Consider the following 15,732-nt stretch of genomic DNA (forward strand, 5'->3'; position numbering starts at 1 on the left):
TATGAGTGATCAGGTAAGAGAAGTAATTGCTTGGCTTGGAGTCCTTGGCATTCCATCGATTTTTACGATGACAGCGTGGTGTATCAAAAGCTGTATTCATTACACCAAGCAGCTGAAAGTTCTCGCTAAAGCACAGCAAGCGCAGATGAGGTCACAACTTTTGGAACAGTACCACTTCTATATGGATGCAGGTTGGATATCTGAAGAGCATATGGAGGATTGGGAGAATCAGTACAAGGCATATCACAGTTTGGGAGAGAACGGCATTCTTGATAGCCGTAGGGAACAACTGTTGATGCTACCAAACAAGAAGGAGGAACAGAAAGATGAATAACTATTGGAAGAATTGGATTAAGGCGGCTGGAATCAGAGCCGTGAAGACTGTCGCACAGACAGCCATTGCAACTATCGGTACATCTGCCGTTTTAGGAGATGTGAATTGGGTAATGGTAGCAAGTGCATCTGCTCTTGCAGGCATTTTGTCATTGCTCACAAGTATTTCTGGTATTCCAGAAGTTACAAAGGAAGGTGATGAGTAATGAAACTCGTTGAGAGTATACTTACAAAGAATCCGTGCTTTACAGCCGGAAGAAAGATTGATGTTAAAGGGTTGATGTTACACTCGGTTGGTTGTTCCCAGCCGAGGGCATCAGCCTTTATTAATTCATGGAATAGTCCTACATTTGATAGAGCCTGTGTTCACGGATTTATTGATGGCAATGATGGAACTGTATATCAGACACTACCTTGGAATCACAGAGGATGGCATTGTGGTTCTTCTATCAACGGAAGTGGCAACAATACGCATATCGGAGTAGAGATGTGTGAGCCCGCCTGCATTACTTATACAGGCGGTGCGACATTTAAGTGTTCAGACCTTGCTACGGCAAAGGCTGTGGCTGAAAGAACTTATAGGGCAGCAGTAGAACTTTTCGCTATGCTCTGTAAGGAGTTTGGTCTTGACCCACTTGCAGATGGTGTTGTTATTTCTCATAAGGAAGGTCATGCTAGGGGGATTGCATCGAACCACGGAGATCCTGAACATTTATGGTCACAGCTTGGAATGGGATACACAATGGATACATTCCGTAAGGCTGTAAAGGAGCAGATGGGTGGTAAGGCAGACACCAAGAAGGGAACACAGGCTAGTGTGTTTGCAGGACTTTCAGAAAAGGATGCAGTTCCTATTATCGGAGAGTTATGCCGTGAGGATATGAAGAAGAGTGGGGTGCTTGCATCTGTATCAGCTGCGCAGTTCATTCTTGAGAGTGGATATGGCAAGAGCGAACTCGGACAGAATGCCAATAATATGTTTGGTATGAAGAAATCATTATCCGGCAATACCTGGGCAGACTCTACTTGGATGGAACTTCGGTTTATACCAAGAAAACACAGGAGCAGCACACCGATGGAACTTATGAGACTATCACGGCTGATTTTAGAAAGTATCCTTGTGTGGAGGATTCGGTTGCAGACCATTCTGCATATTTGCTTGGTGCCAAGAACGGAAGGTCACTTCGTTATAAAGGGATCAAGGGGATGACAGATTATAAGGCTGTGGCACAAATCATCAAAGACGGAGGGTATGCTACTTCACTTACTTATGTGGAGAAACTTTGCAATATCATCGAGAAGTGGAATCTGACACAGTATGATGTAACGGATGCACCTGCGCCAAAACCATCAACACCAGATACCGTGACAGAGTTCCCGGCCACACCATTTTCGGTTAAGGTCATCATTGATGATTTGAATTATCGTTCAGAGCCATCTATGAATGGCAAGGTCAACGGACAGACTGGAAAAGGTACCTTCACAATTATGGAAGTAAGAAACGGCGGATGGGGCAGACTTAAGAGTGGAGCAGGTTGGATCTGGCTTTCAAATCCTACTTATTGCACTGTCGGTAAAACTGTGAAAATTACCGAGGATAAGAAAAAGTCCATTGATGAACTTGCAAAAGAGGTCATTCGTGGAGACTGGGGCAATGGAACGGAACGCAAGGAGAAACTTACTGCTGCCGGATATGACTATGCCAGCATCCAGAAGAGAGTAAATGAAATACTAAAGTAGGTGTCTATGGAAATTTTATGTATTGTTCTGATGATTCCATTTTATCTTGCCATTTGTAAATGCGTGGATGATACAAGAGTTGAATTTGAAGAACTTCAAAAGTGGATAGAAGATAGTAAGTAGAGTTAAGGCTCGGAGGGAGAAATCCTTCCGGGTCTTATTTTTTTGCCTATTTTCAAAAATATTCTTTGAAATTGGTAGTTTTGGCATTTTTCAATACATAGCTGTCAAAGGGAATGGATTTGTTCCCAAGGACAGGAGATGGAAGATATGCAAGTAACAAAACTTAGTAGTGACTGTGCAATGGAACATTGCCATGAAGTAAATAAGCAGACAGATGAAGAATTGCAGAGAGAATATGACTTTTATATGGCAGAAAAAATCGTAAAAAAGATGCTTGAAAAAGGTCTTATTTCTGTTGACGAATGTACCAGAATATCGGCAGAAAACCGCCGTATTTTCTCTCCGTTATTAGCAGAATTAACTTGATATAGTGCCGATACTACGGGGTAATGGTACTGACCGAAGGGAGGTTGAGACGATGGCAATAATTACGAAAATTGAAGAAAACAAAGCCGTCATAGGAAAGAAGAAGGTTGCAGCTTACTGCCGAGTTTCTACAGACCAGGATGATCAGCTTTTGTCCCTTGAAACACAGAAGGCTCATTATGAATCTTGGATACAAGGACATTTTGATTGGGAATACGCAGGTTTATATTACGATGAGGGATTAAGCGGCACCAAGATGGATACCAGACCATCACTTTTAAGGATGATGGAAGACTGCAAGCATGGACTTATCGATTATGTGGTAACAAAGTCAGTCAGTCGTTTAGCAAGAAATACGGCTGATTTCCTAACCATAGTGAGAACCTTGCTTGACCTTGGAATACCCATTTATTTTGAAAAGGAAAACATCGATACAGGCTCGATGGAAAATGAGTTGATGCTTTCGATTATGAGCAGCATAGCAGAAAGCGAGTCGGTTTCCATTTCAGAAAATAACAAGTGGAGTATTCAGAGAAAGTTCAAGAATGGAACTTACAAATGTTCCTACCCGCCTTATGGATATGACTGGGATAAGAAGAATGGCGAGATGGTGGTTAACCCTGAACAGGCAGAGATTGTGAGATATATTTTTGCACAGACCCTTGCCGGGGTTGGAACTCACGACATTGCAAAAGACCTTATGGCAAAGGGCGTGCCTACCAAGAAAGGTGGAAAGTGGACGGGGCATACAGTAAACGGAATCATCAGAAATGAGAAATATACTGGGGACTGCCTTTTCCAAAAGACCTACACGGATTCTTCTTTTGTGAGACGCAGAAACCTTGGAGAGTTGGATCAGTACTATGTGGAAGACCATCACGAGGCAATTATCAGCAGAGAAGATTATGAGGCGGCCAATGATGTAATCGACAGAAGAAGGCAGGAAAAGGGCATCGAACTGGATAATGGGAAATACCAAAACAGATATCCTTTATCCGGGAAGGTCATTTGTGGAGAGTGCGGAGGAACTTTTAAGAGAAAGACTTATACCCATAAGGTGGTTCTTGCCTGCACACAGCACATTGATGATAAGGAAAAATGCTCCATGAAGTATGTAGACCTTGAGGCGGTTGAAGTTGCCTTTGCAACAATGATGAACCGACTGGTTTATGGAAGAAATAAAGTGTTGAGACCATTTTATGAAGCCTTGCAGCAGAGCAATCAGACCGAGGCACTTCTAAAAATCCATGACATTCAGGAACAGCTTGATGCCCTGGTGGAAAAGAAACAGACCATCAAGGGATTATTTGCAAAGGGAGTGATTGAGCCTGCGGTTTATACACAGAGCCTTAATGGAGTAACAGCTGAAGTTGAAAGGCTGACAACGGAAAAGGATGCACTTTCCTACATAGCCAGTTCGGAGATTTCACACATTGAAGAGACAAGAAAACTTTTATCCTTTGCAGACAAGGGAGAGTTCCTTGATTGCTTTGATGGAGAGATTTTTGAAACCTATGTAGACAGAATTGTAGTAAAAAGCCAAACTGAGCTGGAGTTCCAAATGAAGTGCGGACTTAACTTGATAGAAAGGATTTGATGAATATGGGACACACACCTTACGGATATCGCATTGAAAATGGCAATGCAGTTATAGAACCAAAGGAAGCAGAGGCTGTTGTAAAAATGTGTGAAGGCTATCTTGGTGGTCTTTCACTTAAGGCAGCAGCAGAGACAGCTGGGATAGTTGCTACCCACTGTCAAGCAAAAAGAATGATGCAGAATGAAAAGTATTTAGGAACAGATTATTATCCGGCAATCCTTACAAAGGATGTGATGGATAAGGTTAAGACAGAACTTGAAAAGAGAGCCACAGGACTTGGCAGAGTATTTGAGCCAAGGGAAAAATCAAAAAGGGAAGTGCAGAAAGCATTTTATTTTGGAAATGAAGAGACGAGATTTCAAGATCCGTACAAACAAGCTGAATACTTGTACGGACTTATCGAGGGGGTGCAGATGAATGGCTAATGTTACGATGATTCCTGCCCGTGTGAACAGAAGGGCAAAAAGGGAAGAACAAGAAACCGAAATACCAAAGACTAGGGTTGCAGCTTATTGCCGTGTTTCTACGGACAGTGATGAACAGGCAACCAGTTATGAAATGCAAGTGGAACATTATACGGAATACATCAGTAAGAATCCCGGATGGAACTTGCGGGCATTTATGCCGATGATGGTATCAGCGGTACTAACACCAAGAAAAGAGAAGATTTTAATCGAATGATTGAAGATTGTATGGCAGGTAAAATCGACTTTGTGATTTCAAAATCCATCAGCCGATTTGCCAGAAATACCCTTGATTGCCTTCAGTACATCAGACAGCTTAAGGACAAGGGCATTGCAGTGTTCTTTGAGAAAGAAAACATCAATACGATGGATACAAAGGGAGAACTGCTCCTTACCATTATGGCTTCACTTGCACAGCAGGAGTCAGAAAGTTTATCCCAGAATGTAAAGTTGGGACTACAGTTCAGATACCAAGCCGGGAAGGTGCAGGTCAATCACAATCGTTTTCTTGGATACACGAAGGACGATGATGGAAACCTTATCATTGAGCCTACTGAGGCAGCAGTCATAAAAAGGATATATAGAGAGTACCTTGAAGGGGCAAGTTATAGGGATATTTGCAACGGCCTTATGGCAGACGGAATACTTACCGGGGCAGGTAAGAAGAAATGGATTCCAAGCACCATTCATAAGATTTTATCAAATGAGAAGTACATCGGTGATGCCCTTCTTCAAAAGACCATTACCACGAACCTTCTTGAGAAGAAAAGGGAAATCAATAATGGTCTTGCTCCACAGTACTATGTGGAAGACAGCCACGAAGCCATTATTCCAAGAGACCTTTTTATGAGGGTTCAGGAAGAAATGGTACGAAGAGCCAATCTTAGGAGTGGCGAGGATGGAAAGAAGAAACGCATCTACAGTAGCAAGTATGCCCTTTCAAGCCTCTGTACCTGCGAAAAGTGCGGAGACATTTATCGAAGAATCGCATGGAACAACAGGGGAAAGCATTCTACAGTATGGAGATGTTGCACCAGGGTAGAACACGGTCCCGGCGAATGTGATGCACCTACCATTCAAGAAACAGATCTACAGGCAGCAGTTATGAAAGCAATCAACAAGGTGGTGGGACAGAAAAGCACGGTAATCGCAAACCTTGAAACCATTCTGGAGCAGACAGTTATTTGTGCAGATGAGGAACTTGCAGAACTTGACGAGAAAATAAAAGCGGTACAGCTTGAACTTGTCGACAGAGCCACTTCATCAGAAGGCTATGAGGACTTGGCAAGAGAATCTGATAGGCTGAATGAAGAAAAGCAGAAGATTCTTGTAACCCTTGCTGAAGATAAGGGCAGGCAGGAAAAGAAAGCAGAACTCATTGACTTCCTTCATGAGCAGACCAACGAGTTCGAAGAGTTTGATGATGGTCTGGTCAGAAGGCTTATTGAACAGATAACGGTGCATGAGAGTGGAACATTTACAGTTGAATTTAAGAGTGGAACAATGGTGGAAGTATAAAGAATAAACCAAGCGTCCGGGGTGGCATGATACCAACTTCCGGGCGTTTTTTTATTTCCAATTTTGCTTTATAAGTTCCAATTTTGATATGGACATTAAGTTGTTAGAGTTAGATTTCGATAAAAGCAGTAAAGACAAGATTGTATAAGTTTGGAATACAAGGAGTTGAAATAAATGACAATGAACATAAATGATTTAGGTGTGAATCCATATACATATTTGGCTTTAGCAAATAGTAAGAATAATACTGTATCAAGGCAAAGCAGTGTTAGCTTTACAGGTATTATGGCAGCTAAAGGAATAGAGAACACAAATACAGAAAAAGTTGGACAGAGTTTTGAAGAAATGTGGAAATCAAAATATCCAGGAGCATATTATCATGTGATGGATGCATCAAAAATTTCTCAAGGTGTATGGGAGAGAAATGATTTTCCACGTGAGAAATTCTTTCAAGATGAAGTGGATGATTCGATTTTGGATTGGAAACCAAGTGGAGCTGATTCTGCAATGTCGGACTCGTCAGTACAGTCACGATTAAATTCAACCCTGGGAAAGAAATCAATAGTTGTTCCACCAGAGCTGGAAGAAAAGATGAAAAATGATCCTGAGCTTGCAAAGAAGGTAATGGAGAAAGTTGATAACTTTATTGCGACACATCCTACAAGGCCAGGAAGAATATTGTCATATCTGATTTCGTTAGACGAAAATGGTGATATAGCACATTTTTCTGTTACAGGAGGTGGCGGAAATATATCGCAGAGTACTTCCAGAGCCGATGATGATTATTTTGAAAGAAAAGATAAAGAGGCTGAACGTAGACGATTACAAGTAAAAGAGCAGGAAAAGAAAGCCATTGAGAGAAGGAAACTCGCTCAGGAAGAATATCTTAATCAGCAAATGGAAAGTCAACAAAGACTTCAATCTCTTCTAATGGACAGTACGCAGAATGGTAATCTTGAAGCAGAAAGTGCATATGTTCAGACTACTAATGTGAGCGTTATAGCGACTGCAGCATATGAGCAGAATAGTATTATTTTGCCAGCAGAGGGCATTTAAGTTATAAAGCAGTTTGAATTAATAAATTCAGTATTCTGAATAAGCAGACAATGCTTTTTACTTACGACTTACTTACGACTTAAGTGAGTTGTCGTAAGTGAAAATATATGGTCAAGACAAGACCGGAAAAAATTACCAAAGGGAATCGACGCCCCTGAAAGATGGGATACGCAGGCCAACGTCCTCGATAAGTTGACGACACCAAGACTTATAACAAAGAAAGACCGGTAGGTGAACCGAGAGTGGTTTGCTTACCGGCTTTTTTGCGTTAGTAGGTGATAAGATAGCAGCAAGGGTGGCATGATACCACTTCCGGGCGTGTTTTTTAGGAAAGTCTGCTTCTCACAGGCTTTTTTATTTTCTTGAAAAAAGAAACCATTTGGTTTACAATTAGAGTGGTTAGGAAGGGTGGTGTCTATGACTACTTCAGAAATGATTAAAACAATATGCAAGCAACAGAATACAAGTATTGCTGAATTGGCGAGATGTATTGGACAGTCAAGGCAGAACCTAAACAAGAAACTGCAAAGAGACACACTGACCATTGATGAGATTAAACAGATTTCAGACGTAATAGGTGTTAAGTTTGAGCAGACTTTTACTCTTCCTGGTGGAGAACAGTATAAGATTGAGAATTAAAATTTTAATTTAGGGGAGATAATGAATGTTTAGAATTTATAGCACACTTATTGAAATGTTAGCGGCTGCTGTGTTTATTATTCCTATTATGGCAATTTATAATAGAATCTTTTTTCATAGCGGAAAACGGACTGTTGTATATATACTATTTGGGCTATATTTTGCAGCAATTTTGGATTTGGTAGGTTTTCCAAACATAGAATCATGGAATATTGATTTTACGATAAATGTAATTCCTTTCATTAATATGGCATCAGATTCGGTAAACGCTTTCTTAAACGTACTTTTATTTGTTCCTTTTGGCTTCTTTTTACCGTTGCTATGGAGCAAATTTAGAAGTGTTAAGGATTCTGCTCTGATGGGACTTTTTACATCTTGTGTTGTTGAAATATCTCAGATTTTTACTTTTAGAACTACTGATATAAATGACTTAATCACAAATACTGTTGGAACAGTGATTGGATATTGTGTTGTGAAATATTTAACGGGAAAATTCACCAAATATGTTGTTTCTGATTCAAAGGACAGAGATTTTTATATCATATGTGTATCGGTTGGAATGATTATGTTTTTGTTGCAACCTTTTATTTCGTCATTTATATGGCAACTGATACTATAAATCTAATTATATTATTGATATTAATTCTCTTAAATGAGAATTGTGCGTCCGGGGTGGCATGATACCACTTTTGGACGTTATTTTATTTCCAATTTTGCTTTATGAGTTCTAATTTTGATATGGGCGTTAAGGAATAAGGATTATGTTTCGATAGGATAAATAGAAAACTAAGTAATAAAGAGATCAGGAGGCGATTAAATGAATATAGGGAATACAATATCACATTATGTTCATAATTATGCTTCTAGTGCTTCTACTGTATCTGCTACAGAAAAAGCATTAAATGCTTATAAAGATAACTCCAAGAATGTTTCGTCAAAAAATACTGATACTGTGGAGATTTCGCCAGATGGATATGAAATGCAGTCAAAGGCAGATAAAATGACTGCGACATCCGGACAAGATAAACTTGGTATAACTCAAGGAGAAAATCCAAATAGTTATGTGATCCACTTTGACAATATTGCGTTGGCTCATAGGGCTGTTGAAAGAGGATATATAACTGTTAATGGCCAGGACATCCAATTATCTGACGAAGTAAAAAAGAAGATTTTGGAAACTAGTCAGAAGGCTTTTGAAGCTAGTGAAAAGGCAACAATGCAGTATGCTATGCAACATAATTCTATTGTAGCAAGGCAACAGGCAGAAGCATGGGGCGAAGAGTCGAAAAGAATGTCCAGAGCAATGTCTGTAATGTCAAAGATTGCTTCTGGAGGAAAAGTATCTGAAGCTGATAGAAAATTCTTGGCTGAGTATAATCCAGAAATGTATGCTATGGCCATTAGTGCAGAGATGATGTCAGGAAGGCAGGAAAAACAAGAAGAGAAGCATCTATCTGAAATTCGAGAAGAGTCAAAGGAACAAATTCCAACGGAGGATTATGCAAAAGAGCTTGGTGAGTTAAAGCATGAATATACAGAGGCTACTTTGGAAGTATCTTTTGATAATGGAAATGCCGTTGTTGGGGAAGTAGGAACTAATACATTTAATTATTAAAATTGTAAGATGAACAGTTTATTTCTATGATTGGTTATAGATAAAAGAAGAACTAATTGATTATGTGCGTCCAGGGGTGGAATACCACTTCCGGGCGTTTTTTTATTTCCAAAATTGATATATTCGTTCCAATTTTGCAATAGAGTTGAACTATAAAGGTATTGTTCCGATAATATAATAAGGGTTATTGTACCTAAGTTTATTGTGGCAGGAGTTGTTGCTGATGATAAGAATCGCTATATGTGAAGATGACTTATTTTATATGGAAAAGGAATCTTATAGAGGATTATTTCAAAACAAGAGATCTGTGCTGTAAGGTTACGACCTTTGAATCTGGAATAGAGCTTACAAAGGATTTCAGGGAAGATTATGACGTGATTTTCCTTGATGTTGCTATGGAGGATATGGACGGTCTTGAGGCCGCCAGATGGTTAAGAGATAACGATACAAAAGCATTTATTGTATTTCTTTCAGGATACCCGGAGTATTCGCTTGAGGGATACAAGGTGGAGGCACATAGGTTTTTATTGAAAAATGATGAGAACTTAGAAGCTTCATTGGCTGAATGCCTTGATAGCGCTATTGATAAAATGCAAAGAGACGAGAAGAAAATTGAGTTGGCTGTCCAGGGCGGCACACTTTCGATTGCTCCATCAAAGATTGTTTATGCAGAGAGCAAAGTACATAAGGTTATTATCCATGTCTTGGAGGCTTCCGGGAAAATGAGAGAATATTATATGTATGATCGCTTGGACTGTGTTCAGGAGGAACTGGCGCACTTAGGTTTTATGCGTATACACCAGAGTTACCTAATAAACAAGGATTACCTTACTAATGTGTATAGGTATAAGGCAGAACTGGTGCAGGGAATTATGCTTGGCATTTCAAAGAAATATTATAAGGATGCAGAAGATTATTATGTTCGTAAAAGAGGTGAATTCTGATGTTGGAAATGGTATTAAGCATAATACAGATAGCTATTGAGGGCATAACGGAATTTACTTTTTTAGGTTTGTTTTTTGATAAGAAAGGCTTTGTAAAAGAAAAAGGTAAATATTTGGCTATTGCAGGCCTTGTGGTACTTGAGTTTTTAATATCATTTTTAATTCAGGAAAATACTTATTTAAGATTTGCAGTAGTAATTGTATGTGTATCAACCTATTTTTTCCTTTTTATGAAAGGAAAGTTTCTGCAGGTTGCAACATTGTTTACGGTATTTTACAGCCTAACAGCCATGTATGAGTACATTGGTTTACTTGTATTCATAAAGTTGGGAATTACAACTGGAATGGAAGCACCAGTAAATGTTAATTATATGCTGGTTGCCTTTGCAACTCTAAAAATAGTGATATGTGTGGTGGCGCTGTTGGTGATGAGAGGTAAGCAAGGAAAATATAGAAATATTTCTGTATTGTTATCATCAAAAGAGTGGTGTGGCATATTTTTTTCATCTATCACTTCTTTGGTTATCCTGATTGTAGCTTTTGATAAGATTACGGTTTTGGATATGAATGATAAGGATGTTTTCTTTTCTCTTTTGGGAATCGGTATTGCGTGTCTTGATATTGCAATTATATGGTTGTTTACAAAGGTGGCAAATAGACAGCAACGCATACTTGAAAACGAAGCAGTTTTAAATCGTGTAAAGAATGAGACGATGCTGTATCATTCCATAACTGAAAATATGGAAAAGCAGAGCCGGAGAATACATGAGTTTAATAATAGAATTACCGCAATAAAGAGTATGTTAGATCAGGGAAAGATAGAAGAATTGCAGAAGTATGTAGATTCTATTGGAGCAAAGAATAAGGAGTATCCTCAGATATTCAATACAAAAAATGCCATCGTAGATGCAATTATGACAGCTAAGTATGAGGAGATGGTTAATAATAATATTCTGTTTGTTCACAAGTTTAGTGAATTGGCAGAGTTAAAGATTGCCGATGATGATTTGGTTATATTGCTTTCCAACCTTTTGAATAATGCAATAGAAGCCTGCATGAAAGCAGAGAAGAAAACTATCAAGATGAAGTTTGTTGTAGATGAAAGGCATATCGTGTTGTCTGTAACTAATACATTCGCAGATAAGCCATCAGAAATGGATGGAGAACTAGTTACATCCAAAGATGATGAACTGGGGAATCATGGTGTTGGTCTTAAGAATGTAAGAGAGATTGTTGAGAAATATGATGGTTGTTGCACAGTTAATTTTGATGATGAATGGTTCTTTGTTGCAATCTTAATACATAGATAATTACCAATTTTGACTTTATCGTTCCAATTTTGATGTGGGTGTTAAGGAATGTTATTAAGGTATCGATAGGATAAATAGAAGACTATTTTTAGAAATGGATTTCAGATTTTAGTAAAAAAATAAGTAAACGGAATTACTTAATAAGACCACAAGGAGGTAGGGAGAAATGAACATTAATGCAAATTATGGACAATTTTACAGAGGCTCAGAGTCAATAGTCGGTCGTGGAGCAGGTGCAAAAAAGGACACTATTGTTAGGTATGAATTTAATACCAGAGATGCACATGGCAATAAGATTATGGACAAAATGTCTAAAGAAGAGACTATGAAAGCTATGAAGGACATTCGTTCTCAATATGGGGATAATGTCATTGTTGAATTTTCAGGAGATGGATTAGCAAAACTTGCACACAGCAAGAAAGGTATGGCTATTCCTGAAAGTGAAGAGCAGAAAGCAGCAAGAGCCAAAAGAGATGCTGATTTCCAGGGACAGATAATTCATAAAGAACATATTCCGGTTGATGCGGATAAACTTCATAAGATGTCAGGTGCGCCGGATGATTATGTGGATATGGAATCATGGCTTCGTGATAACGATCCAGAACTTGGAAGGCAGATTGATGAATTAAACGATAGCATTATGCAAGGACCATCTAGCGGAAATCACGGTGCGAAGTTTCTTGAACTTATGACTAAGGCAGCTAAGGAAATAATTGGAGACGAACCAAAGCTAAGTGATAAGGCCCAGAAGGTGCTTGATGAACTTTCTGATAAATATAAAAATATGGATTTCTTTGCAGGTTCTCCAAATAAAGTTAAGGGATTAATGGCAAAGAGTTCTAAGGAGTTTTCAGTATTATTTTCAGCATCTGAATTGGAGAAAATGGCTAATGATGAATCCTATAAAAAGGAAATCATGGAGCAAATTGATAAGTTAGGCAATTTTGCAGAGAAGATTAATAAAGAATTTGGCTTCAATGCATCAGAGGATAATGAAAATAATACAATTGCTTCGAAGTTTGGTTTGGTGCTTGATTCAAACGGAAAGATTTCATTATTTGCCGAATTGACTAACAAAGCGGAAAATAAAGTAGCTGTATTACAGGGACAATCAGAGGATGACCTTACTAATCTTATTAAGAATCTCGACTGGTCAAAAGTGAATGATAAGTAAACGAAATTTCTAAATAAGAGTACAAGGAGGGTGATTTCGATGGGAATTAATGTGACAGATTACCGATATTTGTTTGATGCCATGTTTGGTAATAACAATAAGGGAAAAAATATGGGGATGATGAAATCCTCTGATTTATCAACGAGATCAGGACAAGCTCAACTTAGGGCTGCTGGCATTGATACAAATAGTGCACAGTATAAAGCTGCTATGAAGGCTATGCAATCCGCAGGTGGAGTGGGAAATGTTAATATACAGGGCATTAAAAATATGATGTCCAGTTATGATAAAGATGGTGATTTTGTTATCCAAGGTGGACCATTTGCAGGAATCTCAGGATTAGTTGTTAATGAGGAAAATGCAAGCAAAAGAACAAAAGGTACAGTTCCAATTTCGGATTCTATCAAAGAGGAAATGTTTGAGACTTTGAAAAAGGAATTTGCAGAAGGAAAATGGGACGGAGTTGAAAGTGGTAGTGGAACAAACCGCTCTGATATTTATGCGAAGCTATATAAAGGCACAGCAAAGAATGATCGTTTAGCTGATGGAAGAACTCTTCAAGCATATGAAAAACAGTATATAAAAGAGTTCACAAAGGTTTTGAAAGCGGCGGATCCAAGTCGAAAACCAGGTATGCCTGCATCAGCAGATGCCATTGAAAAACTTAACGAAGTTAGCAGGAGTGATATAGATAAAAAGGTTGCTGCCGCTAATGGCAAGGTTGGTAATAATATTAATTTGTCTATTTAAATGAATCGTGTGTACTACACATATTTCATAGAGGGGTGTTCAGAAATGGACACCTCTTATTTTATTGTTTTGCACACCCCCTTATTTCATATTTTGAACACCCCGTGTTCATCGTTGAATTGTATCAATATCTAAGGGGGAATGAAGCTGTATGGGAATCCGGGAGTGGAGACACTTTAGATTGATTTTGTTCGTGGTTTGGAATATAATATTTAAGTGTAGATTAGTTTCACTTTCGGTTTCTTTGGAGGTCTAACATGGAGTATTTATCAATTAAGCAAACATCAGAAAAATGGGGTATTTCTGTCAGAAGAATACAGATACTGTGTTCTGAAGACCGTATTCCTGGTGCTACCAAGATTGGATCATATTGGGCTATCCCGGCTGATGCAGAAAAACCAAATGACCAGAGAATCAGAAGTGGAAAGTATATAAAAGAGAAAGATTTGAAATAAAAGTATTCTACCACTGATATCTTTGGTAAGGAGGAGATAAAAACATGAGGATTTCAATAGAAGCTCGTCAAAAGATAATTGACAGCTTGATTGCAATTGGTATGTGTTTTGGGCAGAAGGGAAGAGCAATTGATTTTATATATAAGGTTATACCAGACTTTAAGGATTGTAGTGATATAGGAAGACACTATGATGTTTTTCCCGATATTGATGATAATCGTTTGTTTTATTCGGAGTTTGGACTTTTAGAAGTATCCGATGAGATATTCATTAAATTTCTGCAGGAATATATGAATCCCAGTTACATAAGAAGACAACCTGTTTATGATGAGGACGATGAACTAAATGGGTATGAAGACAAAAATCCTCTTTGTGAGAAAGCAATTAATGAAGGCCTTGCTTTAGTAGGTCTTGAATTTGTTGGAAATGTAGATGAATATGGGGTAAAAAGATATGAGGTTCAAAATAAAATACAAGTACCAAGCGCTCCAATTCAAAACATTATTTTTGCTGCGAGTGGTAAAAAGCCAGATATAGTAATTAATAATGCATTAGAAAACCGAGTAGAAATTAGGGATGTTGGTGATGCACTAGTATATTCTGATGGTATTCCTAAAGAAGGAATTACGTGGTTGGGGTTAGCAGATTGGTATAAACAGTTTGAGCCAGATGATACACAAAACAAGTTGGCGAAAAAGTTATTATCTTCATTGGACAGCGCTCCTGAAAAATTATTCTTTAGAACATACTGCGAATATATTATTAAAAACGGTCGTGAGTTACCAGCGTTAATTCCACAAGTATATTTATACTATGATCCAAAGACAAAAAATGAAAGAGGCGATGATGTTGTATTTGAACATCAGCGAATGGATTTTATGATGATTTTATCGCCGGAACATCGCATAGTGATAGAAATAGATGGAATTCAACATTATGCGGAGAATCAGAATATTAGTGGCACATATTATAAATGCGCTAATGTAGATAAATATGCTAGTATGGTGAAGGCACATAGAGAAATGAGTTTAAATGGATATGATGTGTACAGATTTGGTGGAAAAGAGCTTTATGTAAAAGAGGGACAGTCGGATGAAGAAGCAAAAAAAGTTGTAATAGATTTTTTGACGGCCTTTTCAAGAAGTATAGGCTTTTACCTGAGTAATGGCTGAAATATAGAAGTCGATATGTTCCCGTGTACGCACATACCTAAAAATCGGCTTTGATATGTTTCCACGAACGGACAAAAGGAGAAAAATCGGTATGATAAGTTTCCGACTACGGACAAAATGGCAAAAAAGCTGTGGATATGTTCCCCGTTACGAGCGAACCCCTAAAAATGGGTGGTTTGACATTCATAGTGTTTTCGCAACCCACGTGGAGTGTTGTGTGTCGCTTAAAAAAATTAAATAGAATTTGAAGGGAGGGTGAACCTATAGTGAATCGTAGGGTTGCCCTCTTTATCATCTTGAGAAGAGTTGGGCTACCCCTTTTAATCAATATATTTTTTCTAACATTAATGAAGAACGTTTTGAAGTGCTCTATAGTGATGAAGTTTCTAGAACAAATTCTTCTGTTAATGTATTAGTAGGTTTTCTTATTCTTAAAGAGAACTTTAGTTTACCAGATGAAGACCTTATTGGCT

General features: G+C 38.3%; 17 protein-coding genes and 1 pseudogene. All 18 read left to right on the plus strand.

Annotated elements, in window-relative coordinates; genetic code table 11:
- Nucleotide 1: 1 nt before the first annotated feature.
- A complete protein-coding gene (locus JCM14822_RS06650) occupies nucleotides 2-334 on the plus strand; it encodes a hypothetical protein (RefSeq protein WP_054740786.1) in 333 nt (110 codons plus the stop codon).
- Nucleotides 327-539 (plus strand): holin, encoded by a 213-nt coding sequence (locus tag JCM14822_RS06655; protein ID WP_054740788.1) that lies wholly within the window; start codon nucleotides 327-329, stop codon nucleotides 537-539. The genes JCM14822_RS06650 and JCM14822_RS06655 overlap by 8 nt, the downstream gene beginning before the upstream one ends.
- Nucleotides 539-2,073, plus strand: a pseudogene (locus JCM14822_RS21705) (glucosaminidase domain-containing protein). Before JCM14822_RS06655 ends, JCM14822_RS21705 begins: the two are co-directional and overlap by 1 nt.
- 270 nt (nucleotides 2,074-2,343) lie before the next feature.
- Nucleotides 2,344-2,562, plus strand: coding sequence for an SHOCT domain-containing protein (locus JCM14822_RS06670; RefSeq protein WP_242861430.1), 219 nt, complete (start codon nucleotides 2,344-2,346; stop codon nucleotides 2,560-2,562).
- Nucleotides 2,563-2,614: 52 nt separating this feature from the next.
- The gene (locus JCM14822_RS06675) at nucleotides 2,615-4,159 is read left to right on the plus strand and encodes a recombinase family protein (RefSeq protein ID WP_054740800.1); all 1,545 of its coding nucleotides are present in this window, start codon (nucleotides 2,615-2,617) and stop codon (nucleotides 4,157-4,159) included.
- A complete protein-coding gene (locus tag JCM14822_RS06680) occupies nucleotides 4,159-4,587 on the plus strand; it encodes a recombinase family protein (protein ID WP_242861431.1) in 429 nt (142 codons plus the stop codon). The genes JCM14822_RS06675 and JCM14822_RS06680 overlap by 1 nt, the downstream gene beginning before the upstream one ends.
- Nucleotides 4,580-4,843 (plus strand): hypothetical protein, encoded by a 264-nt coding sequence (locus JCM14822_RS25375; RefSeq protein WP_456297754.1) that lies wholly within the window; start codon nucleotides 4,580-4,582, stop codon nucleotides 4,841-4,843. The genes JCM14822_RS06680 and JCM14822_RS25375 overlap by 8 nt, the downstream gene beginning before the upstream one ends.
- A complete protein-coding gene (locus JCM14822_RS06685) occupies nucleotides 4,765-6,144 on the plus strand; it encodes a recombinase family protein (RefSeq protein ID WP_456297755.1) in 1,380 nt (459 codons plus the stop codon). The genes JCM14822_RS25375 and JCM14822_RS06685 overlap by 79 nt, the downstream gene beginning before the upstream one ends.
- Nucleotides 6,145-6,318: 174 nt before the next feature.
- On the plus strand, nucleotides 6,319-7,200 hold the full coding sequence (locus JCM14822_RS06690) for a DUF6033 family protein (RefSeq protein WP_054740802.1): 882 nt from the start codon (nucleotides 6,319-6,321) through the stop codon (nucleotides 7,198-7,200).
- A gap of 417 nt (nucleotides 7,201-7,617) precedes the next feature.
- On the plus strand, nucleotides 7,618-7,839 hold the full coding sequence (locus JCM14822_RS06695) for a helix-turn-helix domain-containing protein (protein ID WP_054740804.1): 222 nt from the start codon (nucleotides 7,618-7,620) through the stop codon (nucleotides 7,837-7,839).
- 25 nt (nucleotides 7,840-7,864) lie between these two features.
- Nucleotides 7,865-8,458 carry a VanZ family protein gene (locus JCM14822_RS06700; protein ID WP_054740806.1) on the plus strand — a complete coding sequence of 198 codons (594 nt, stop codon included), beginning with the start codon at nucleotides 7,865-7,867 and terminating at the stop codon, nucleotides 8,456-8,458.
- Between the two features lie 198 nt (nucleotides 8,459-8,656).
- Nucleotides 8,657-9,454, plus strand: a complete 798-nt coding sequence (locus tag JCM14822_RS06705) for a hypothetical protein (protein ID WP_054740809.1) — start codon at nucleotides 8,657-8,659, stop codon at nucleotides 9,452-9,454.
- Between the two features lie 248 nt (nucleotides 9,455-9,702).
- The gene (locus JCM14822_RS06710; RefSeq protein WP_054740810.1) at nucleotides 9,703-10,398 is read left to right on the plus strand and encodes a LytR/AlgR family response regulator transcription factor; all 696 of its coding nucleotides are present in this window, start codon (nucleotides 9,703-9,705) and stop codon (nucleotides 10,396-10,398) included.
- Nucleotides 10,398-11,708: a sensor histidine kinase gene (locus JCM14822_RS06715; RefSeq protein WP_054740812.1), complete on the plus strand. Its 1,311-nt coding sequence runs from the start codon at nucleotides 10,398-10,400 to the stop codon at nucleotides 11,706-11,708. Before JCM14822_RS06710 ends, JCM14822_RS06715 begins: the two co-directional genes overlap by 1 nt.
- Nucleotides 11,709-11,874: 166 nt before the next feature.
- Nucleotides 11,875-12,882: a DUF6033 family protein gene (locus tag JCM14822_RS21145; RefSeq protein WP_054740814.1), complete on the plus strand. Its 1,008-nt coding sequence runs from the start codon at nucleotides 11,875-11,877 to the stop codon at nucleotides 12,880-12,882.
- Between the two features lie 39 nt (nucleotides 12,883-12,921).
- Nucleotides 12,922-13,632: a DUF3879 family protein gene (locus JCM14822_RS06725; RefSeq protein ID WP_054740815.1), complete on the plus strand. Its 711-nt coding sequence runs from the start codon at nucleotides 12,922-12,924 to the stop codon at nucleotides 13,630-13,632.
- A gap of 257 nt (nucleotides 13,633-13,889) precedes the next feature.
- Entirely contained in the window at nucleotides 13,890-14,087 is a 198-nt protein-coding gene (locus tag JCM14822_RS06730; RefSeq protein WP_054740817.1) for a MerR family transcriptional regulator, read from the plus strand.
- A gap of 44 nt (nucleotides 14,088-14,131) precedes the next feature.
- Nucleotides 14,132-15,259, plus strand: coding sequence for an AbiJ-related protein (locus JCM14822_RS06735; RefSeq protein WP_054740820.1), 1,128 nt, complete (start codon nucleotides 14,132-14,134; stop codon nucleotides 15,257-15,259).
- The last annotated feature ends 473 nt before the right edge of the window (nucleotides 15,260-15,732 follow it).

Origin of the sequence: Cellulosilyticum ruminicola JCM 14822 (genome assembly GCF_001311925.1) — a bacterium.
In the GTDB taxonomy this organism is placed as follows: Bacteria; Bacillota; Clostridia; order Lachnospirales; family Cellulosilyticaceae; genus Cellulosilyticum; species Cellulosilyticum ruminicola.